An 18,992-nucleotide genomic window follows, 5' to 3' on the forward strand; every position below is an offset into this window, starting at 1 on the left:
GCTATTCCGCCGCGACCGGCACGGCTTCGGGCTGCACAGCAGCCTTCGGACGGATGGCGAGCACCTTCTGGTCGTGCTTGCGCACGGCTGCCTCGCCCTCGCGGAACTGCGAGTACATCGGCGCGGCCAGGAAGATGGTCGAGTACGTGCCGACGATGATGCCGATAAGCAGCGCGAGCGAAATGTCGCGCAGTGTGTCTGCACCGAGCCAGAACGCACCGATGAAGAGGATCGAGGCCACGGGGAGCACGGCGACGACGGCGGTGTTGATCGAGCGCACCAGGGTCTGGTTCACCGCGAGGTTCACCGACTCCGCGAACGTGCGTCTCGTGAGGTCCATCTCCTCCTTGGTGTTCTCTCGCACCTTGTCGAACACCACGACGGTGTCGTAGAGCGAGTATCCGAGGATGGTCAGGAAGCCGATCATGGTCGCCGGCGAGATCTCGAACCCGACGAGCGCGTAGATGCCCGCCGTGATGATGAGGTCGTGGAACAGCGAGATGATGGCCGACGCCGACATCTTCCAGGTGCGGAAGTACAGCGCCATCGCAATGAACGCGAGGAGCAGGAACACCACGAGACCCTGGATGGACTGCTGCGTGACGTCGGCGCCCCACGACGGGCCGATGAACGTGGAGGCCACCTCGGTGACCGGCACGTCGTACGCCTTCGCCAGCGCGTCGGCGACCTGCTTGGTCTGCGCCTCGGAGAGCTGGTCCGTCTGCACGCGGACGGCGTCCGAGCCGACGGAGCTCACGTGGGCCACGGCGTCCGGGACGACGCTGGTGAGCGCCTCCTGGGCCTTCGCCTGGTCGGTGGTCTCGACGTTCGTCACCGTGAACTGCGAACCGCCGCGGAACTCGATGCTGAAGTTGAAGCCACCCTTGAGCACGGGGATCAGGATGGAGATGATGACCATCGCTGCCGCGATGGCGTACCAGATCTTGCGCTTGCCGACGAAGTCGAACGAGCGTGCGCCGGTGTAGAGGTCGTTTCCGAACTTGGTGAGTCGGCTGGCCATCAGGAGTCCTTCCCCTCGGTCGAGCGATCAGAGGACGTCGATGACGACGACGCGGAAGCACCGGCGAGCTCTGCAGCCTTGCGCTCGGCGATGGTCTGGCGGCGAGCCGCCTCCTTGCTGCTCGACGCTGCCTTGCCCGCGCTGACGGTGACCGTCGGCTTGCGGAACTGGGCTGCGCCGCGGTACACGGCGCCAAGGGCCTGCGGGTCGAGACCGGAGGCCTTGTGACCGGTGCTGAAGAACTTGGTGCGCGCGAGCAGCTGCAGCGTCGGGTGCGTGAAGAGCAGCACCACGATCACGTCGATGATGGTCGTGAGACCGAGCGTGAACGCGAAGCCCCGGACGTTCGCCGCGGCGAGCACGTAGAGCACGATGGCGGCCAGGAGGTTGGTGGCCTTCGACGCGTAGATCGTGCGGCGGGCGCGGGTCCAGCCCGCCTCGACGGCGGACTCGAGCCCTCTGCCGTCGCGCAACTCGTCACGTATTCGTTCGAAGTAGACGATGAACGAGTCGGCTGTGAATCCGATGGCGACGATCAGACCCGCCACACCTGCCAACGACAGTCGGTAGTCGTAGTGCCACGACAGCAGGGAGATCGTCAGCAGTGTGAGCACCGCGGCGACCACCAGCGAGATGATCGTCACGAAACCGAGCAGACGGTACTGGAAGAACGTGTAGATGGCGACGAGCAGGAGGCCGATCGCGCCGGCGATCAGACCGCTCATCAGCTGAGTCGATCCGAGGGTGGCCGAGATGGTGTCCTGACTCTGCACCTTGAAGCTGAACGGCAGGGCGCCGAACTTCAGCTGGTCGGCCAGCGCCTTGGCGGTCGACTCGGTGAAGTTACCGGTGATCTGCGGGCGGCCGTCCGTGATGACCGCGTTCGTGGTCGGTGCCGAGATGACCTTGCCGTCGAGCACGATCGCGAACTGGTTCTGTGCGCCCTGCAGTCCGTTGAGGCGGGTGGTCACATCCGCGAACGCCTTGGTGCCTGCGTCGTTGAAGATGATGTTGACAGCCCACTGGCCGTTGCTGACACCGCTGGAGGACTGGGCGAGGCCGCTGTTCGCGTCTTTGATGTCCTGGCCCTTCACCTCGACGGGGCCGAGGAGGTACTTGACCGTCTTGGCGTCGTCACAGGTGATGAGGGGCTTGTCCGTCGGCGCCTGGTTGACGTTCTCCAGGTTGGCCGTGGTGCACGAGAACGCGTCGAACTGCGCCTGCAGCTCCGGCGTGACCCAGGCCAGGTCGCTGCCGTTCGTCGGCTTGGTGGACGGCGTCGACTGCAGTCCGGGAGCCGGGCTCGGGGCAGGGGTGCTCTTGCCGTCAGCTCCGACGACCTCGTTGGTCGGCCCGCTGGTGGCGAGGACGGGACGGAAGTCGAGGCGCGCGCTGGCCTTCACCCGGTCGAGTGTCGCCTGGTCCGGCGTTCCGGGCAGGGACACGACGATGTTCCGCGATCCCTCTGTGGAGATCTGCGCTTCCGAGACGCCGGAGGCGTCGATGCGCTGGCGGATGATCGAGACGGCCTGGTCCAGCTGCTGCTGCTGGACGGTCTGACCGTTCTCCACCTGCGGGGCCAGGATGATCTGCGTTCCACCCTCGAGGTCGAGGGCGAGCTTGGGCAGCCAGGTGGCATTTCCCCAGATGACACCGGCCGTGAGGACTCCGAGGAGAACCACCACGATGGCGCCAAGCCAACTCAACGAACGCCAGGCTTTCTTGACCGGGGTCGACTTTGCCACCTAGGTACTCAGCTTTCTACGCGCGCGACGACGCCGGCACCGGCGCCGTCGCACAAAGGGATTAACGGATCAGTCGTCGCTCTTCGAGCCGGGCTTCTTCGAAGCGTCGTCGAGACGCTCGCCGAACTCGGGCTCGGACAGGGGGATGGCGTTGTCTTCGTTGAGCTGCGGCTCGGACGAGACCACGTCGGCCGCTGCCGGCTCCGGGGTCGTCGGCTCGACGACGCGGGCGAGCACCTGGCGGTGCACCTTGAGGACGGTGCCAGGGCTGGTCTCGACGAGGGCCGTGTTGTCGTCTTCGTTGACGGAGAGAAGCGTGCCGTACAGGCCGAAGTTGGTCATGACCTCTGCGCCAGGGACCATCTTCGAGCGCGTCTCAGCCTGCTCTTTCTGGCGCTTGCGGCTGTTGCGGAACATGAAGAAGATGAGGGCCGCCAAGATGACGACCATCACAATGGTTAACGGGTCAATGGGCATGAAATCTGCCAAACCTTCCGGTGGGGTTTGTGGGAGTGGCCGAGAGGCCAGCTTGAATTATATGTCATCTATCAGTGATGGTTGCTGTGAGAGTCCTAGCTTGGGGCCGGAGAGCCCGAAGTGACGCCACGCAGCGGGGGTCGCCACCCGCCCTCTGGGGGTGCGCGAGAGCAGTCCGATCCGCACCAGGAAGGGCTCGACGACCGATTCGATCGTCTCAGCCTCCTCTCCGACGGAGACCGCGAGGGTGTTCAGGCCGACCGGACCGCCCTCGAAACGTTCGAGGATGGCGGTGAGGACCGCGCGGTCGAGGCGGTCGAGACCGAGCGCATCCACGTCGTAGAGGTCGAGCGCTGCGCGGACGGCGGCGACATCGGCCTCTCCGCCGTGCACGAGCGCGTAGTCGCGCACGCGCCGCAGCAGGCGGTTGGCGATACGCGGCGTTCCGCGGCACCGGCCGGCGATCTCGGCGAGAGCGGCCTTGTCGACCTGGAAGTCGAGCATGACGGCCGCGCGGGTGAGCACCTGGGTGAGCTCCGCCTCGTCGTAGAACTCGAGGTGGGCCGTGAAGCCGAAGCGGTCGCGCAGCGGGTTCGGGAGCAGCCCGGACCGCGTCGTCGCCCCGACCAGGGTGAACGGCGCGAGGTCGAGCGGGATGGACGTGGCGCCCGCTCCCTTGCCGACCATGATGTCGATCCGGAAGTCCTCCATCGCGAGGTAGAGCATTTCCTCGGCGGAGCGCGCCATGCGGTGGATCTCGTCGATGAAGAGCACCTCCCCCGGCGTCAGCGACGACAGCAGCGCCGCGAGGTCGCCGGCGTGCTGGATGGCCGGGCCGCTCGACAGCCGGAGCGGACGCTCGCTCTCGTGCGCAACGATCATCGCGAGCGTGGTCTTTCCGAGTCCGGGAGGACCGGCGAGCAGGATGTGGTCCGCCGTGCGGTCCTGCATCTTCGCCGCGGTGAGCAGCAGCTGGAGCTGACCGCGCACCTTGGCCTGGCCGACGAACTCGGCCAGCGAGCGCGGGCGGAGCGCTCCCTCGAAGGCGAGCTCGGACTCCGACTCGAGTTCGGGGGTCGTGAGGTCGTCGTCGCTCATCGGGCCACCTGCCCTCGCTGCGACGATGCACCGGTCTGCGCCGCAGGCCCGAGTCGCGCCAGGGTGAGCCGAAGCAGGGTCTGCACGCTGTCACGCAGCTTCTCGTCCGTATCGGCGACGACCTCGGCCACGGCTTCCGCCGCCACCTTCTCGGGCCAGCCTAGACCGACCAGCGCCACCAACACACTGTCCCCCACCGACGACGGAGTGCCCGGCTTGCTCACGGCGACAGGAGCCCTGCGGGTCACGGCGAGCTTGCCTGCGAGCTGCACGACGATCAGCTTCGCCGTCTTCGGGCCGATGCCGGACACCTTGCGGAACGGCGCGTCGTCATCGGCGGCGACCGCCTCGGCGATCTGGTCGGGGGCGAGCACGGACAGCACGCCGATGGCGGACTTCGGACCGACGCCGGACACGCTCGTCAGGAGTTCGAAGACCTGCAACTGCTCGACATCGGCGAAGCCGAAGAGCTGCAGGGCGTCCTCGCGGACGATGAGGGAGGTGTACACGAACGCTTCGTCTCCGACGCGCAGGGACAGCACGTGGTCGGGAGTCAGCTGCACGGAGAACCCGACACCGCCGACCTCGATCACGGCCGAGCCGCCTGCCGCTTGGAGCACCGCGCCGCGGAGGGAGGAAATCACTTGGCCAGCCTACGGGGCGCCGCCGACGCCCGGGTGGAGCGTTCCGCGGCGCGCCACGCGGCCTGCGCGGGGGTCAGCGACCGCGCATCCACTGCTCCAGCCGATGCAGGTGCTGCGGGGGCGCCGCGCCAGGCGTGGCAGATCGCGATGGCGAGCGCGTCGGCGGCGTCGGCCGGTTTCGGCACCTCCGCCAGGCCCAGGATGCGCGCGACCATCGTCTGCACCTGCCGTTTGTCCGCCGAACCGTATCCGGTCACAGCGGCCTTCACCTCGGACGGGGTGTGCAGCGCGACGGGCAGCCCGCGCTTCGCAGCGGCGTGCAGCGCGACTCCGCTCACCTGGGCGACCCCCATCACCGTGTGCAGGTTCTGCTGCGCGAAGACGCGCTCGATGGCGACCGCCGCCGGACGATGGGCGTCGAAGAGCCGTTCCAATTCGTCTCCGACGGCGAGCAGTCGCTGTTCTAGCGGCATCGTCGGCGGAGTGCGCACCACGACCACCTCGACGAGCGTCGCCGTGCGGTCGGGTCGCACATCCACGATCCCGACGCCGCAGCGGGTCAGACCGGGGTCGATGCCGAGTACGCGCACCGACATGGCCTGTCGCTACTCGTCTTCGCCGAGCTCGGCCTGGACCTCGGCGGTGAGGTCGAGGTTGGTGTAGACGTTCTGCACGTCGTCCGAGTCTTCGAGCGCGTCGATCAGGCGGAACACCTTGCGCGCGGTCTCCGCGTCCGCCTCGATGTTGAGGCTCGCGACGAACTCGACATCGGCGGAGTCGTAGTCGATCCCCGCGTCCTGCAGGGCGGTGCGGGCGGCGACCAGGTCGGTCGCCTCCGTCTGCACCTCGAACGACTCACCGCGGTCGGTGACCTCTTCCGCACCGGCGTCGAGGACGGCCGTGAGCACGTCGTCCTCGGTCAGGCCGTCCGCGTGCGGGACGACGATGACGCCCTTGCGGTGGAAGTTGTACGCGACGCTGCCCGGGTCGGCCATGGTGCCGCCGTTGCGCGTCATCGCCGTGCGGACCTCGGCGGCCGCGCGGTTCTTGTTGTCTGTCAGACACTCGATGAGGAGGGCGATGCCGTTAGGACCGTATCCCTCGTACATGATCGTCGCGTAGTCGATGGACTCACCGGTGAGTCCGGCACCGCGCTTGACGGCGCGGTCGATGTTGTCGTTCGGGACCGAGGTCTTCTTCGCCTTCTGGATGGCGTCGACCAGGGTGGGGTTGCCAGACAGGTCGGCGCCGCCCATCTTGGCCGCGACCTCGATGTTCTTGATCAGCTTGGCGAACGACTTGGCGCGGCGCTGGTCGATGACCGCCTTCTTGTGCTTGGTCGTTGCCCACTTGGAATGCCCGGACACTGGTGCTCCCTCAGTTACGTCTAAAGATCCTGACCATTGTAGGACGCGCCGGGCCTCACTTCCCCGCACGACGCCCGTGGATGCGCGACGCCGCGTGCCGGGGAGACGCTTACGCCGCAGTCTCCGCGCGCTCGCGGACCAGCCCGAGGAAGTACTCGTGGAACCGCGTGTCCCCGGTGATCTCCGGGTGGAACGACGTGCCGATCAGGTTGCCCTGCCGCACGGCGACGACACGCCCGTCGTCCAGCTGCGCGAGCGGCGTCGCCTTCTCGCCGACGCTCTCCACGATCGGCGCCCGGATGAACACGGCGTGCATCGGCTCGTCGCCGACTGCCGGGATGCGCAGGTCGGTCTCGAACGAGTCGAGCTGCGAGCCGAACGCGTTCCGCCGCACGGACACATCCAGCCCGCCGAGGCTCTCCTGGCCGCGGATGCCGTCGAGCACCCGGTCGGCCAGCATGATGAGCCCTGCGCAGGTGCCGTACACCGGCAGCCCGCTCGCGATGGCCTGCTTCAATGGTTCGGCCATCCCGAAGGTGCGGGACAGCTTGTCCATCACGCTGGACTCGCCGCCGGGGATGACCAGCCCGGCCACCTCCGCCAGTTCGGCGGGTCTGCGCACCGGCACCGCGTCGGCGCCCAGCCCGCGCAGGACCGCGATGTGCTCGCGGAAGTCTCCCTGCAGGGCCAGGACGCCGACCGGCGCCGTCGATTCCGCCGTCACTTACCAGCCGCGCTCGGCGAGACGATGCGGTGCTGCGAGGTCGGCGACGTTGATGCCGACCATCGCCTCGCCGAGTCCGCGGGACACCTCGGCGATGACCTTGGGGTCGTCGTAGAAGGTGGTGGCCTTCACGATCGCCGCGGCGCGCTGCTCGGGGTTGCCGGACTTGAAGATGCCGGAGCCGACGAACACGCCGTCCGCGCCGAGCTGCATCATCATCGCGGCGTCCGCGGGAGTGGCGACGCCGCCGGCCGTGAACAGCACGACGGGGAGCGAGCCGGTCTCCGCGATCTCGGCCACGAGGTCGTACGGCGCCTGCAGCTCCTTGGCCGCGACGTACAGCTCGTCTTTGCTCATCGCGCTGAGAGCGGCGATCTCCGACTTGATCTTGCGGATGTGCTTGGTCGCCTCGGAAACGTCTCCGGTGCCCGCCTCGCCCTTGGAGCGGATCATCGCCGCACCCTCGTTGATGCGGCGCAGCGCCTCACCCAGGTTGGTCGCACCGCAGACGAAGGGGACGGTGAAGCCCCACTTGTCGATGTGGTTGACGTAGTCGGCGGGCGAGAGCACCTCGGACTCGTCGATGTAGTCGACGTCGAGCGCCTCGAGCACCTGCGCCTCGACGAAGTGGCCGATGCGGGCCTTCGCCATGACCGGGATGGACACCTCGGCGATGATGGCCTCGATCAGGTCGGGGTCGCTCATCCTGGCGACGCCGCCCTGGGCGCGGATGTCCGCGGGAACGCGCTCGAGGGCCATGACGGCGACGGCGCCGGCGTCCTCGGCGATGCGCGCCTGCTCGGGGGTGACGACGTCCATGATGACGCCGCCCTTCAGCATCTCTGCCAGGCCTCGCTTGACCCGGTTCGATCCGGTGGCGGCGCTCTGTTCGGTGTCAGCCATCGTGGTCCTCTCGTCTGGAACTAATTCATCTTTGACCTATGCCAAACGATAGCACCCGGCTTCGCGCTCGCTAAACTCGGGAGCGTCATGGAACAGATCATCACAGGCACGACGGCCGCGGAGATCGCGGACAGCGTGCGCGGCCTGCACGAGCGCGGCGAACTCCGCACCGGGGACGCACTCCCCCCTGTCCGCGAGCTCGCCGCTTTGCTCGGCGTGAACCGCAACACGGCCGTCGCCGCATACCGGATGCTCGCCCAGGCCGGCGTCGTCGTCGCGCGCGGCAGGGCAGGCACGGTCGTCGCGGGGCACGAGGCCGTCGCCCAGGAGGGCTACGCGGCCGACACCGTGCTGCGCGACATCGGCACAGGCAACCCGGACACCCGCCGCATCCCGGACCCGAGCAGAGCGCTCGGGCGCGCGGCCGGCCGGCCGGTGCTCTACGGCGAGCCGGTGATCGACCCCGCCCTCGAACGCCACGCCCGCGACTGGGCGGCCGCCGACCTCCCCGGCGTCGACCTCCGGATCACCGTCACCAGCGGCGCCGTCGACGCCGTCGAACGACTGCTCGCCCAGGCCCTGCTCCGCGACGACGCGGTCGCGCTCGAAGACCCGTGCTTCCTGGCGAGCATCCACACGGTGCGGCTCGGCGGCTACCGGGCCGTGCCCGTCCCCGTCGACGCGGAAGGGATGACCGTCGCCGGCCTCAAGGACGCCCTCGACGCCGGCGTGCGCGCGATCATCTGCACCCCGCGCGCCCAGAACCCCACCGGCTCGACCCTCACGCCGCGGAGGGCCGCAGCCCTGCGCGCGCTGCTGGCCGAGCATCCATACGTCCTGGTCATCGAGGACGACCACTTCTCGATGCTGTCGCAGCGTCCGTACGAGACGCTGATCGGCCCGGCCCACCGCCGGTTCGCGCTCGTACGCTCCGTCTCGAAGTTCCTCGGCCCCGACATGTGCCTCGCCATCGCAGCGACCGACCCGGAGACCGCCGAACGCCTCGCCCTGCGGCTCAGTCCGGGCACCACCTGGGTGAGCCACCTGCTGCAGCGCCTCGTGCTCGCGCAGCTCACCGACGAGGCGGTGCAGGAGCAGATCGCGGAGGCGGGGCGCCACTACGCGGAGCGCAACGCGGCGTTCGCGGCACTGCTGGGCGAGCGCGGGCTGCCGACCGAGGCGGGCGACGGCCTCAACCTCTGGGTCGAGCTGCCGATCGAGGCGAAGACGGTCGCAGAACGCCTCATGCGGCGCGGCTGGCTGGCGCGCACCGGCGACGAGTTCCTGCTCACCGAGCGTGCTGCACTCTCCCATCACCTGCGGCTCACCGTCCACGACCTCACCGAGGACGAGACGGTGCGGCTGGCCGACGACCTGGCCGACGCCGCACGCTGAACCTCGCCGCGGGATGAGCGCCACCCGAAGGGATGAGAGGATCGAGGGATGAAGATCCTCTCCATCCAGTCCGCGGTGGCGTACGGCCACGTCGGCAACTCCGCAGCCGTCTTCCCGCTTCAGCGCATCGGGGTGGAGGTGCTCCCGGTCTACACGGTGAACTTCTCCAACCACACCGGTTACGGCGCGTGGCGCGGGCCGCTGATCGCGCCGGAGGATGTGCGCGAGGTCATCACCGGCATCGAGGAGCGCGGCGTGCTCGGTCAGATCGACGCCGTGCTGTCCGGATACCAGGGCGGCGAGGGCATCGGCGACGTGATCATCGACGCGGTCGCGCGGGTCAAGGCCGCGAACCCGGATGCGGTCTACGCCTGTGACCCGGTGATGGGCAACGCGAAGTCCGGATGCTTCGTCGCCCCGGCCATCCCGGACCTGCTGCGCGACAGGGTGGTTCCGGTGGCCGACATCATCACGCCGAACCAGTTCGAGCTCGGGTTCCTCACCGGCACCTCGCCGGACACGCTCGAGTCCACCCTGGAGTCGGTGGATGCTGCGCGCGCGATGGGCCCGGACACTGTGCTGGTCACGAGCGTCGAGCGACCGGATGCCGAGCCGGACACCATCGAGATGCTCGCCGTCGACGGCAGCGGCGCCTGGATCGTGCAGACCCCGCGGCTGCCGATGAAGGCGAACGGCTCCGGCGATGTCACGGCCGCCCTGTTCACGGCGCACTACCTGCGCGACGGCAGTGCGGAGTCCGCGCTCCGCAAGACGGTGTCGAGCATCTACGACCTGCTGAGCAGGACGCTCGAGTCCGGGGAGCGGGAGCTGCAGCTCGTCGAGTCGCAGGAGTTCTACGCCCACCCGCGCGAGCAGTTCGCCGTGCGCCAGGTGCGCTGAACGGGACCGCCGGTCAGTCGTTCGGCCAGGCGTCCGCGATGGCGGCGCGGACCTCGCCGAGCAGCTGCGGCAGCGCCTTCGTCTTCGCGATGATGGGCAGGAAGTTCGCATCCTGAGCCCACCGCGGCACGATGTGCTGGTGCAGGTGCGCGGCGATCCCCGCGCCGGCGATGGCGCCCTGGTTCATGCCGATGTTGAAGCCGTCGTTCTTGGACACCTGCCGGATGACCCGCATCGCCGTCTGGGTGATGCTGCCGATCTCGGCGACCTCCTCCGGCGTCGCCTCGTCGTAGGTGGCGATGTGGCGGTACGGGCAGACCAGCAGGTGGCCGCTGTTGTACGGGAACAGGTTGAGCAGCGCGTACGCATGCGTCCCGCGCGCCACGATCAGCGCATCCTCGTCGCTCATGCTCGGCGCGACGCAGAACGGGCAGTCGTCCGCGCCCGGCTGCTGGCCGTTCTGGATGTAGACCATCCTGTGTGGCGTCCAGAGGCGCTGGAACTCGTCAGGAACGCCGACGAGGTAGCCGGGGTCGTCGATGCGGACGTCCCCGGCTGCCCCGGCTCCCCCGGCTGCGGCTGCGGCGTCCGCTCCGGATGCGGCGGGAGTCCCGTCCGCTCCGGAGGCGTCCGCGTAGTCGTCGAGGCTCAGTCGAGCCATGCCGTGTCGACCTGCTCGTGCTTCTCGATCGCGGAGACGATCCTGTCGATCGCCTCGTCGACCGTCACGCCGTTGCGCTGCGTGCCGTCGCGGAAGCGGAAGCTGACCGTGCCGGCCGACGCGTCCTCCTCGCCGACGATGAGCTGGAACGGCACCTTCGCCTTGGTGTGCGTGCGGATCTTCTTCTGCATCCGGTCGTCGGAGTGGTCGACCTCTGCACGGACGCCCTTCGCCTTGAGGCGCGCGATCACGTCGTCGAGGAACGGGCCGAACTGGTCGGCGACCGGGATGCCGACGACCTGCACCGGGGACAGCCACACCGGGAACGCCCCGGCGTAGTGCTCCAGCAGGATCGCGAAGAACCGCTCGATCGATCCGAGCAGTGCGCGGTGGATCATCGCGGGCTGCTTGCGCGTCCCGTCGGCCGCCGTGTACTCCAGCTCGAACAGCTCGGGCTGGTTGAAGTCGAGCTGGACGGTGGACAGCTGCCAGGTGCGGCCGATCGCATCCCGCGCCTGCACCGAGATCTTGGGGCCGTAGAACGCGGCACCGCCCGGGTCGGCGACCAGTTCGAGACCGGACTCCACCGCGACCTGCCGCAGCGTCTCGGTCGCCTGCTCCCAGCTCTCGTCGGAGCCGACGTACTTGTCCGGGTCCTTCGTGGAGAGTTCGAGGTAGAAGTCGGTGAGGCCGTAGCCGCGCAGGGTTTCGAGCACGAATTCGAGCTGGCGGGCCACCTCGTCCTTGATCTGCTCGTCGGTGACGTAGATGTGCGCGTCGTCCTGGGTGAGGCCGCGCACGCGGGTCAGGCCGGACAGCGTGCCGCTCTTCTCGTAGCGGTACACCGTGCCGAACTCCGCCAGCCGCAGCGGGAGCTCACGGTAGCTGCGGCCGCGCGCCCGGTAGATCAGGTTGTGCATCGGGCAGTTCATGGGCTTGAGGTAGTAGTCCTGGCCCTGGCGGGTGACGTGACCCTCCGCATCCACCTCTTCGTCCAGGTGCATGGCGGGGAACATCCCGTCCTTGTACCAGTTGAGGTGCTGGCTGATCTCGTACAGCCGGCCCTTGGTGATGTGCGGGGTGTTGACGAGCTCGTAGTCGTTCGCGATCAGGCGCTCGCGCATGAAGTTCTCGATCTCGTTGCGGATGATGCCGCCCTTGGGGTGGAACACCGCCAGTCCAGAGCCGATCTCCTCCGGGAAGCTGAACAGGTCCAGCTCGGAGCCGAGCTTGCGGTGGTCGCGCTTGGCGGCCTCCTCCATGCGGGTCTGGTATGCGCGCAGCTCGTCCTTGGTCGGCCAGGCCGTGCCGTAGACGCGCTGCAGCTGCTTGTTCTTCTCGTTGCCGCGCCAGTACGCCGCCGCGACGCGGGTGAGCGACCAGCCGTTCCCGATCATCCGGGTGTTGGGCAGGTGCGGGCCGCGGCAGAGGTCCTTCCAGACCGTCTCCCCCGTCTTCGGGTCGACGTTGTCGTAGATGGTGAGCTCTGCGCCGCCGACCTCGACGGACTCGCTCTCGTCGAACGCTGCAGTGTCTCCGTGGACGACGCCGCCCTTGAGCCCGATCAGCTCCAGCTTGTACGGCTCGTTCGCGAGCTCTGCGCGCGCCTCGTCGTCGGTGACGACCCTGCGCACGAAACGCTGGCCGGCGCGCACGATGCGCGACATCTCCTTGTCGAGCGCCTTGAGGTCTTCCGGGGTGAAAGTCTCCGCGACGTCGAAGTCGTAGTAGAACCCGTCGGTGATGGGCGGCCCGATGCCGAGCTTCGCCTCCGGGTTGATCGCCTGAACGGCCTGCGCGAGAACGTGCGCGGTCGAGTGCCGCAGGATGTTCAGCCCGTCCGGGGAGTCGATGGTCACCGGTTCGACGGTGTCCGTGGTCGTGACCTGCGTTGCGAGATCTTTCAGCTCGCCGTTGACGCGCATCGCGACAACGGAACGGTCGGTGAAGAGCTCGAAGCCGTCAGCCACCTTTTCCACTCCTTGGATCGATTGAATCGGAACCGTTCAAGCTTAGTGCGCGTGGGGTGGGTGGCTTTTCCCGTCAGAAGTCGAAGAGGCCCCCGAACGGCTCCTCGTCGTCGCCGGTGTCACGCGGGTCGAACTGGACGGTCTCGACGGAGATCACCGCCTGGCTCCGCGGGGTGATGAGCACACTCACCGCTCGATTGCCGACCACGGTGAAGCTGACGAACCGTCCGGACGACGCAGCGGCCGCCTCGATCCGATTCTGCAGGTCCTCAATATCCTGGCCCTGCGCCAGGAAATAGCCGGTGCCATTGATCGCTATGGTCGTTCGGACCATTGTCTGCATTTCAATCATCACGGACAACGTACCCCTTCGGCCTGCTGCGATGAACCCGTGAACCATCCCAGCGGATGATGCGCATTCGCGCGTGGCCGCGAAGACTGGCAGGGAGGGGGGAAGATGCACACACGGTCTCAGAGCCGGGGCCTTCGTGCCGCGTTCACCGTCGCCGGAGCACTGATGGTGGCGTACGGCCTGTATGCAGGCTTCATTATGATCGCGTCTGCGACGACCAACACCTGTCGGCAGGAAGGTCCGTCCTCACCCCTCGCGGTCATCAGCGAGGGCGGCGACGTCGTGAATCAGAGCCTCAGCGGATGGCCGCTGGGCCGCGCGTGCGAGTGGCGGCGTACCGATGGCAACGGGACCGTCACGACACACAGTGGCAGCGCCGACAGCACGGCCGGCGTGTACGGCGCCATCCTGATCGGCGCCGGTCTGCTCGCGCGAGGAGTGTGGCGGGGGCCGACGGGCTGGTCGTACTCGGCGGGTTCGTCGTCGCGGTGATCGCACTGCTCGTGGTTGCGGGAGGTCGCGCTTCTGGCGGAGAGGCCCACCGCGGGAGTCAGGATCCGAGCTTGCGCAGCAAGGCAGGAACCTGCGCGAGCAGTGCGCGCTCGTTCGCGTCGAGCCGGTCCTCGATGCCGCGCGCGACGGTGTCCCGCCGAGCCGTCCGGTCGGCCTCGAGGGCCGCCTGACCTCGTTCGCTCAGGGAGATGACCCACCCGCGTGCATCGGCGGGATTGCGCATCCGGTGCACGAGCCCGTGCGATTCGAGTTCGGCGACCGCCCTGCTCATGCCCTGATGCCGGACGCCGCGGGCAGCAGCGAGTTGCGCGATGGTCTGCGGGCCCCTCCTCTCCAGTTGGCTCAGAGAGTCGGCCTTGACGCGAGGAAGAACATCGGTTTCGGCGCGCGTGGCGCGGACGAACTCACCGACGGCGAGCCGGAGGTCCTCTGCGAGGTCGAGATAAGACATGGTCACCCTCCCATTCAACGCGTCAGAGCGCGGCTGATTCGCCCGGGCGAAGTGCGACGAGCGATACCCCGGTCACTCCGTCTGCGCCGAGAAACGTCGACGCCGATCCCCTCCCGATCTCGGAGAGCATGATGTCGTGCACGAGCACGGTCTGCGTGGGACTCACCGCTGCGATGAAGTCGATCGCTTCGCCGATCTTGACCCAGGGGCCGCTGACCGGCACAAGCAGGGTGTGGACCGCAAAGGGCGGGACGGCATATGAATCCCCGGGATGGAAGACAACATCACCGATCAGGTAGCCGACATTGTGCGGCACCGGGATGCGCGGGTTGATGAGCGCATGATCGCCACCGAATGCACGAACGGAGATATCACCGACGGCCCAGGCATCCCCGTCCTCAACGCGCACGAGCTGCGCCTTCCCCAGGCCGGCGGTCACGAGCGCGTCCACCACCGAACCCGGTCCGTAGAGAACGAGTCCTGGAACGGCCGCCAACGCATCCCGCACAGCATCGAGGTCGAAGTGATCGAAGTGATCGTGAGTGACGAGCACCGCGGTCGCGCCGGCGAGCAACTCGCGAGCATTGGGAGTGAAGACCCCCGGATCGACGAGCACGACGGTTTCGTCCTGCTCGATGACGACGGTGGCATGGGCGTGCCTGGTGAGTTCCACGGTGGCGACCTTTCAGATGTGCACGTCGGTTGTGTCCATCTAAATATACAACACTGTTGTATTCTCTCAGGACCCCGCGCGACCGCCCTCCGGCACTCCCGCCGCCTCGATCGGACGGTGGATCGTGAGGACCTGGTCCGGACGGTCCGCCACCCGGAACGAGGCGTAGCTGAGCAGCAGGATCTGTCCGGAGAGCGTGCGCACGCCTTTCGCTCCGGCGCGATTTTCGCCGATGTCGTAGCGGGGCCACCATTCCCGGGCTTCGGGGCTCGCGTCGAGGAGCTCGCTCTGGACGCGCGCGAGCGTGGCTGATCCCGGATGCCACCCGGCGCTGGTGCGGAAGCGGGCGAGCACCCCTTGGGCGATCCCGCTCCAATCGCAGAGCGCATCTCGGGCCGCGGGCGCCAGGAACACCCAGAGGACGAGGTTGGGGTCGGGGGCGGTGGTGGCATCCCGGAACAGGTCAGCGGCCGATTCGTTCCAGGCGAGCAGCTCGAACGCGCTCCCCGCGGAAACGACAAAACCCTCGGTTTCCCAAGGGTTTCTTCGTGTGGTGCCTTCTCTGTGTGGGCGATACTGGGATCGAACCAGTGACCTCTTCCGTGTCAGGGAAGCGCGCTACCGCTGCGCCAATCGCCCAAGCCTGGATGGTTCCAGGTTGGAGGTGGATACGGGATTCGAACCCGTGTATACGGCTTTGCAGGCCGCTGCCTCGCCTCTCGGCCAATCCACCGTTTGGGTTCACCACCGTTGTGAGAAGCCCGACCTTTCGGTCGGGCTGACTCGAGCGGATGACGAGATTCGAACTCGCGACCCTCACCTTGGCAAGGTGATGCGCTACCAACTGCGCTACATCCGCATTTCGTTCCGCATCTCTGCGGCACTTGAATGACTTTAGCCGATGCCGACGCGGAAAACCAAACCGGGTCATGCAGCCGGGTGTGTCGCGTGCCGGATGTGCGCCGGGCCCCGTTCGTCGGCTAGTATCGAGTCTCGCAGCCGGTTCACGGCAGCGAAACCCCAGGGCGATTGGCGCAGTTGGTAGCGCGCTTCCTTCACACGGAAGAGGTCATCGGTTCGAGTCCGGTATCGCCCACAGCAGGCCACGGGAAACCGTGGCCTTTCGTGTACCCGCAGTCACCCTGGAGCACAGCGCTGGTCAGCGCCAGCGGTAGCGGGCGACGAGGGCGTCGCGCACGGTGTCGTAGCGGCGGCGGTCGAGGGCCGTCGCCTCGCGGCGCATCCCGGACTGGTGCACCCGGAAGACGCGGTCGGTGTTGACGTAGCTGGGCCTGCGCTGCGCATCCCACCCTCCCGTGCCGATCGGAACGTACTCCGAACGACCGGGATGCGCCTGGCTGGTGAGCTGGACGGCCAGCACCGTGCCGCCAGGCTCGGCCGCGACGACGAGCACGGGGCGGTCCTTGCCTCGGCCGTCGCGCTCCTCGTACGGCACCCAGGTCCAGACGACCTCGCCGGGGTCGGCGTCGCCGTCGGTGGCCGGGCTGTACGTCATCGTCACCCTGCCGATAGCGCGCGGGTCGACCTCGACCGTGGCGGACGGGCCTGTGCGACCGGGCTCGGCGGCGTCAGTTAGGGGTGCCGCCCGTGTCGTGGTCTTCGTGGGCGTCGCGCGCCGCGGTTTCTTCTGCGTGGGAAGCAGCGCGTTCGCGATCGCGCGCAGCAGGTTCATCCGGGATGCCATCGCTGGCACGATACCGGAGCACAGCGAACCATTGTCGACCATAGGAGATGTCTGGTATATTTTCCGCAACATCCATGATGCTTACCATAGCCAAGGAGAACAATGAGGTTCACATCACTCGTCGCCGCGGCGGCTACGGCCGCGCTCATTGCGCTCGCGGTTCCATCGCCAGCGAGCGCGTCGCTCACCGGCAGAGCTAGCACTGTCGATGTGGCCGTGACGTCGACGGAGCAGTTGCCACCCGAGGTGCAATCGCAAGTCGACGAGCTCCAAGCCAACCGATCCCGGATCGACGCGGCATCCACGAACGTTCACGGCATGGTCACCTTCGATTTCGCCGCCGCACTCCGAAGCGGCGTGCCGAACGAACTCGCGCGCGATTATGCACGTGGCGTGGCGATCGGCGGGGGTCACGTCGTGAACGACAACGGCGAGTTTCCGTCGCAGGTGTCCGCCCGCGCTACCTGCCGTGGCCAGAACGCGTTCTGGTACGACTGGATCGGCTATCACTTCAAGCTGGATTCGTGCATCACACCGAAGGTCGTGAAAGCCATCGCAGGCACAGCCGGAGTCGCGGGCGTACTCGGGGCGCTTTCTGCAGCGTTCCCGCCCACGTCGCTTCCTCTCGTCGCAGTCGGCGCGGTCGCGGCCTACTCGGCGTGGTCGATCGATCAATGCAGCAAGAACGGAACCGGCGTCGAGATGTCCCTCGCCGGCTTCGTCTGCTGAGCGCAATAGCTGGAGGAGACCGTAAGAATAGGGATCGTCATGATTCGAATCCATTGGATCACCGCCCTTCTGTCCGGCGTCGCACTCGGATTGATTGCTGCTGCGATCTGGCTGTCGATCGTGGCCGGACCCACCACTGAGAGCACCCTCCCCATAGGCGCAATGCTCACCGCGGCAATCGTCATTGCGGCGATTGCGTGGGTATTCGGCACGATCGTCAGCAGAACGGGCTCAAGAAGTCGTTCGAAGCGTTAGCCTCCACGCTGGCGCACGACGGAAACGCCCCGCGGATTGTCCATCGAATCCGCAGGGCGCAGTGCATCCACTGCCGGCGTCAGAGCGGATCGTCACGCCGAACCGGCTCAGCCTGCGACGGCATACCACGCGACGTCGCGCCATCGGCCAGACCATCGCTGGCACCATACCGGAGCCGCGTGAGGCCGATCGTGTGCCGCAGCACCGTCGCGATGACCAGCGACACCACGAATGAGTATGCGGCGACGCCGAGACCTGCGACCGCCTGGGACACGAAGAGGTCGAAGTTGCCGCTGTCGACCATCCCGTCTCCGGTGGCGAACAGGCCGATGTAGAGCAGGCCGACGAGGCTGGCGACGATGTGGATGACGCAGATCGTCATCGGGACGCCGAAGCGGGCGCGGGCGGCCAGGTCGACCATGCTGGCGCAGGCGACGGCGGCCAGGGCGCCGAGCAGCAGGGACCAGCCGATGGTGAGCACGCCGGAGGCCGGGGTGATCGCCACGAGGCCGGCCACCGCGCCGCAGAGTGCGCTGGTGACCGTCGGCCGACGCAGCAGCACCCTGTCGACGATTATCCACATCAGCGCTCCCCCGGCGGACGCCATCAGCGTGTTCAGCGCGATCAGCGGTGCGAAGGCGTCGAGGGCGCCCTCCGAACCGACCGTGAGGCCGAACCAGCCCACCCAGACCAGCGCCCCGCCGACCGCCACCAGCGGCAGGCGCCGCTCTCCGGCCACGGGATGGTCGCGGTGACCGCAGGCGAGGATCACCCCCGCCGCTCCGCTGCCCGCCGCCAGGCTGACCGGGATGGCGCCGCCGAAGTCGATCACGTGCATCCCGGAGACCGCCCAGCCGTCGCTGAGCGCGAAGACCGCGTAGCCGGCGGGGAACAGCACCAGCACGCTCCACAGCGCGGAGAACACCGCCCAGGCCCGCAGGGTCACCCGGGAGGCGACAGCGGCGCCGAGGATCGTCACGGCGACGGCGCAGACCGCGATCAGGTAGGCGGCCCTGGCCAGGGGGTACATCGTGGATGCCGTCCCGCTGCCCGGCGTGAACTCCCTGGCGAGCCCCCAGTCCGGCCGCCCGACGACGTGGGCGATGAGCGGATCCCCCGCGAGCATCCCGTAGCCGCCCACCACGGCGAGGACGACGACGATGGCCGACCCGGTGAGGGCCGCTCTGAACGCCTGGGAGGCTCCGCGCGCGCCGGTCATGCCGCCGTAGAAGAATGCCAGCCCCGGCACGACGGCCATCACGAACGTGGCGCTCACCAGGAGCAGGAGGGCGTCCACCTGCGCGCTCGTGGCTGGCGTCATCCGTCCTCCTCGTCGCGCGAACCGGGCATCAACACACTACTGGCGCGCACGCGAAGCGGGGCGCCGCCCGAAGGCGACACCCCGCTCG

The 18,992-nt window shown here is 67.9% G+C and carries 22 protein-coding genes and 4 tRNA genes; 6 read left to right on the top strand and 20 right to left on the bottom strand.

What is annotated here, in order from left to right:
- Window position 1: 1 nt before the first annotated feature.
- The 9 genes from secF to pdxS form a co-directional block, all read right to left on the bottom strand.
- Window positions 2–1,021, bottom strand: a complete 1,020-nt coding sequence (gene secF, locus HF024_RS10900; protein WP_085367764.1) for a protein translocase subunit SecF — start codon at window positions 1,019–1,021, stop codon at window positions 2–4.
- Window positions 1,021–2,766, bottom strand: coding sequence for a protein translocase subunit SecD (secD, locus tag HF024_RS10905; protein ID WP_085367765.1), 1,746 nt, complete (start codon window positions 2,764–2,766; stop codon window positions 1,021–1,023). The genes secF and secD overlap by 1 nt, the downstream gene beginning before the upstream one ends.
- A gap of 69 nt (window positions 2,767–2,835) precedes the next feature.
- The gene (locus HF024_RS10910) at window positions 2,836–3,216 is read right to left on the bottom strand and encodes a preprotein translocase subunit YajC (RefSeq protein ID WP_247597077.1); all 381 of its coding nucleotides are present in this window, start codon (window positions 3,214–3,216) and stop codon (window positions 2,836–2,838) included.
- Window positions 3,217–3,300: 84 nt separating this feature from the next.
- Window positions 3,301–4,341: a Holliday junction branch migration DNA helicase RuvB gene (ruvB, locus tag HF024_RS10915; protein WP_168689567.1), complete on the bottom strand. Its 1,041-nt coding sequence runs from the start codon at window positions 4,339–4,341 to the stop codon at window positions 3,301–3,303.
- Window positions 4,338–4,985 carry a Holliday junction branch migration protein RuvA gene (gene ruvA, locus HF024_RS10920; protein WP_168689568.1) on the bottom strand — a complete coding sequence of 216 codons (648 nt, stop codon included), beginning with the start codon at window positions 4,983–4,985 and terminating at the stop codon, window positions 4,338–4,340. Before ruvA ends, ruvB begins: the two co-directional genes overlap by 4 nt.
- Entirely contained in the window at window positions 4,982–5,575 is a 594-nt protein-coding gene (gene ruvC / locus HF024_RS10925) for a crossover junction endodeoxyribonuclease RuvC (RefSeq protein ID WP_210724088.1), read from the bottom strand. Before ruvC ends, ruvA begins: the two co-directional genes overlap by 4 nt.
- Window positions 5,576–5,590: 15 nt before the next feature.
- Window positions 5,591–6,352: a YebC/PmpR family DNA-binding transcriptional regulator gene (locus HF024_RS10930; protein WP_085367770.1), complete on the bottom strand. Its 762-nt coding sequence runs from the start codon at window positions 6,350–6,352 to the stop codon at window positions 5,591–5,593.
- Between the two features lie 109 nt (window positions 6,353–6,461).
- Window positions 6,462–7,076 carry a pyridoxal 5'-phosphate synthase glutaminase subunit PdxT gene (gene pdxT / locus HF024_RS10935; protein ID WP_168689570.1) on the bottom strand — a complete coding sequence of 205 codons (615 nt, stop codon included), beginning with the start codon at window positions 7,074–7,076 and terminating at the stop codon, window positions 6,462–6,464.
- Complete coding sequence (gene pdxS / locus HF024_RS10940; RefSeq protein WP_085367772.1) at window positions 7,077–7,979, bottom strand: pyridoxal 5'-phosphate synthase lyase subunit PdxS; 903 nt, start codon at window positions 7,977–7,979, stop codon at window positions 7,077–7,079. It lies immediately after the preceding gene.
- Between the two features lie 87 nt (window positions 7,980–8,066).
- Between pdxS and HF024_RS10945 the strand changes: the two genes are divergently transcribed.
- Window positions 8,067–9,374 (top strand): aminotransferase class I/II-fold pyridoxal phosphate-dependent enzyme, encoded by a 1,308-nt coding sequence (locus HF024_RS10945; RefSeq protein ID WP_168689571.1) that lies wholly within the window; start codon window positions 8,067–8,069, stop codon window positions 9,372–9,374.
- A 48-nt stretch (window positions 9,375–9,422) separates the two neighbouring features.
- Entirely contained in the window at window positions 9,423–10,274 is an 852-nt protein-coding gene (pdxY, locus tag HF024_RS10950) for a pyridoxal kinase PdxY (RefSeq protein ID WP_168689572.1), read from the top strand.
- A gap of 13 nt (window positions 10,275–10,287) precedes the next feature.
- On the opposite strand, the gene HF024_RS10955 is transcribed toward pdxY, so the two are convergent.
- From HF024_RS10955 to HF024_RS10965, 3 genes are all read right to left on the bottom strand, one after another.
- The gene (locus HF024_RS10955; protein ID WP_168689573.1) at window positions 10,288–10,935 is read right to left on the bottom strand and encodes an HIT domain-containing protein; all 648 of its coding nucleotides are present in this window, start codon (window positions 10,933–10,935) and stop codon (window positions 10,288–10,290) included.
- The gene (thrS, locus tag HF024_RS10960) at window positions 10,923–12,905 is read right to left on the bottom strand and encodes a threonine--tRNA ligase (RefSeq protein WP_168689574.1); all 1,983 of its coding nucleotides are present in this window, start codon (window positions 12,903–12,905) and stop codon (window positions 10,923–10,925) included. Before thrS ends, HF024_RS10955 begins: the two co-directional genes overlap by 13 nt.
- Window positions 12,906–12,978: 73 nt before the next feature.
- Entirely contained in the window at window positions 12,979–13,257 is a 279-nt protein-coding gene (locus HF024_RS10965; protein WP_247597078.1) for a hypothetical protein, read from the bottom strand.
- Window positions 13,258–13,362: 105 nt separating this feature from the next.
- Between HF024_RS10965 and HF024_RS10970 the strand changes: the two genes are divergently transcribed.
- The gene (locus HF024_RS10970; protein ID WP_168689575.1) at window positions 13,363–13,749 is read left to right on the top strand and encodes a hypothetical protein; all 387 of its coding nucleotides are present in this window, start codon (window positions 13,363–13,365) and stop codon (window positions 13,747–13,749) included.
- 58 nt (window positions 13,750–13,807) lie between these two features.
- Here HF024_RS10970 and HF024_RS10975 read toward each other — a convergent pair whose 3' ends face one another.
- The 6 genes from HF024_RS10975 to HF024_RS11000 form a co-directional block, all read right to left on the bottom strand.
- A complete protein-coding gene (locus tag HF024_RS10975) occupies window positions 13,808–14,221 on the bottom strand; it encodes a MarR family transcriptional regulator (protein ID WP_085368092.1) in 414 nt (137 codons plus the stop codon).
- A gap of 22 nt (window positions 14,222–14,243) precedes the next feature.
- Window positions 14,244–14,894: an MBL fold metallo-hydrolase gene (locus HF024_RS10980; RefSeq protein ID WP_168689576.1), complete on the bottom strand. Its 651-nt coding sequence runs from the start codon at window positions 14,892–14,894 to the stop codon at window positions 14,244–14,246.
- A 66-nt stretch (window positions 14,895–14,960) separates the two neighbouring features.
- On the bottom strand, window positions 14,961–15,503 hold the full coding sequence (locus HF024_RS10985; RefSeq protein WP_168690871.1) for a hypothetical protein: 543 nt from the start codon (window positions 15,501–15,503) through the stop codon (window positions 14,961–14,963).
- Window positions 15,462–15,533 (bottom strand) — tRNA-Val (locus tag HF024_RS10990). Before HF024_RS10990 ends, HF024_RS10985 begins: the two co-directional genes overlap by 42 nt.
- Window positions 15,534–15,553: 20 nt before the next feature.
- A tRNA-Cys gene (locus HF024_RS10995) sits at window positions 15,554–15,627 on the bottom strand.
- A 53-nt stretch (window positions 15,628–15,680) separates the two neighbouring features.
- Window positions 15,681–15,753, bottom strand: a tRNA-Gly gene (locus tag HF024_RS11000).
- Window positions 15,754–15,917: 164 nt separating this feature from the next.
- Between HF024_RS11000 and HF024_RS11005 the strand changes: the two genes are divergently transcribed.
- Window positions 15,918–15,990: transfer RNA gene (locus HF024_RS11005), tRNA-Val, on the top strand.
- A gap of 63 nt (window positions 15,991–16,053) precedes the next feature.
- Here HF024_RS11005 and HF024_RS11010 read toward each other — a convergent pair.
- Window positions 16,054–16,599, bottom strand: coding sequence for a type II toxin-antitoxin system PemK/MazF family toxin (locus tag HF024_RS11010; protein ID WP_247597079.1), 546 nt, complete (start codon window positions 16,597–16,599; stop codon window positions 16,054–16,056).
- A 102-nt stretch (window positions 16,600–16,701) separates the two neighbouring features.
- Here HF024_RS11010 and HF024_RS11015 point away from each other — a divergent pair, with 102 nt between their 5' ends.
- Both HF024_RS11015 and HF024_RS11020 read left to right on the top strand, forming a co-directional pair.
- A complete protein-coding gene (locus tag HF024_RS11015; protein ID WP_168689577.1) occupies window positions 16,702–17,328 on the top strand; it encodes a hypothetical protein in 627 nt (208 codons plus the stop codon).
- 39 nt (window positions 17,329–17,367) lie between these two features.
- Window positions 17,368–17,583, top strand: coding sequence for a hypothetical protein (locus tag HF024_RS11020; RefSeq protein ID WP_168689578.1), 216 nt, complete (start codon window positions 17,368–17,370; stop codon window positions 17,581–17,583).
- Between the two features lie 79 nt (window positions 17,584–17,662).
- On the opposite strand, the gene HF024_RS11025 is transcribed toward HF024_RS11020, so the two are convergent.
- Window positions 17,663–18,904: an ammonium transporter gene (locus HF024_RS11025; protein WP_168689579.1), complete on the bottom strand. Its 1,242-nt coding sequence runs from the start codon at window positions 18,902–18,904 to the stop codon at window positions 17,663–17,665.
- Between the last annotated feature and the right edge of the window lie 88 nt (window positions 18,905–18,992).

This window comes from Leifsonia sp. PS1209, from assembly GCF_012317045.1.
In the GTDB taxonomy this organism is placed as follows: Bacteria; Actinomycetota; Actinomycetes; order Actinomycetales; family Microbacteriaceae; genus Leifsonia.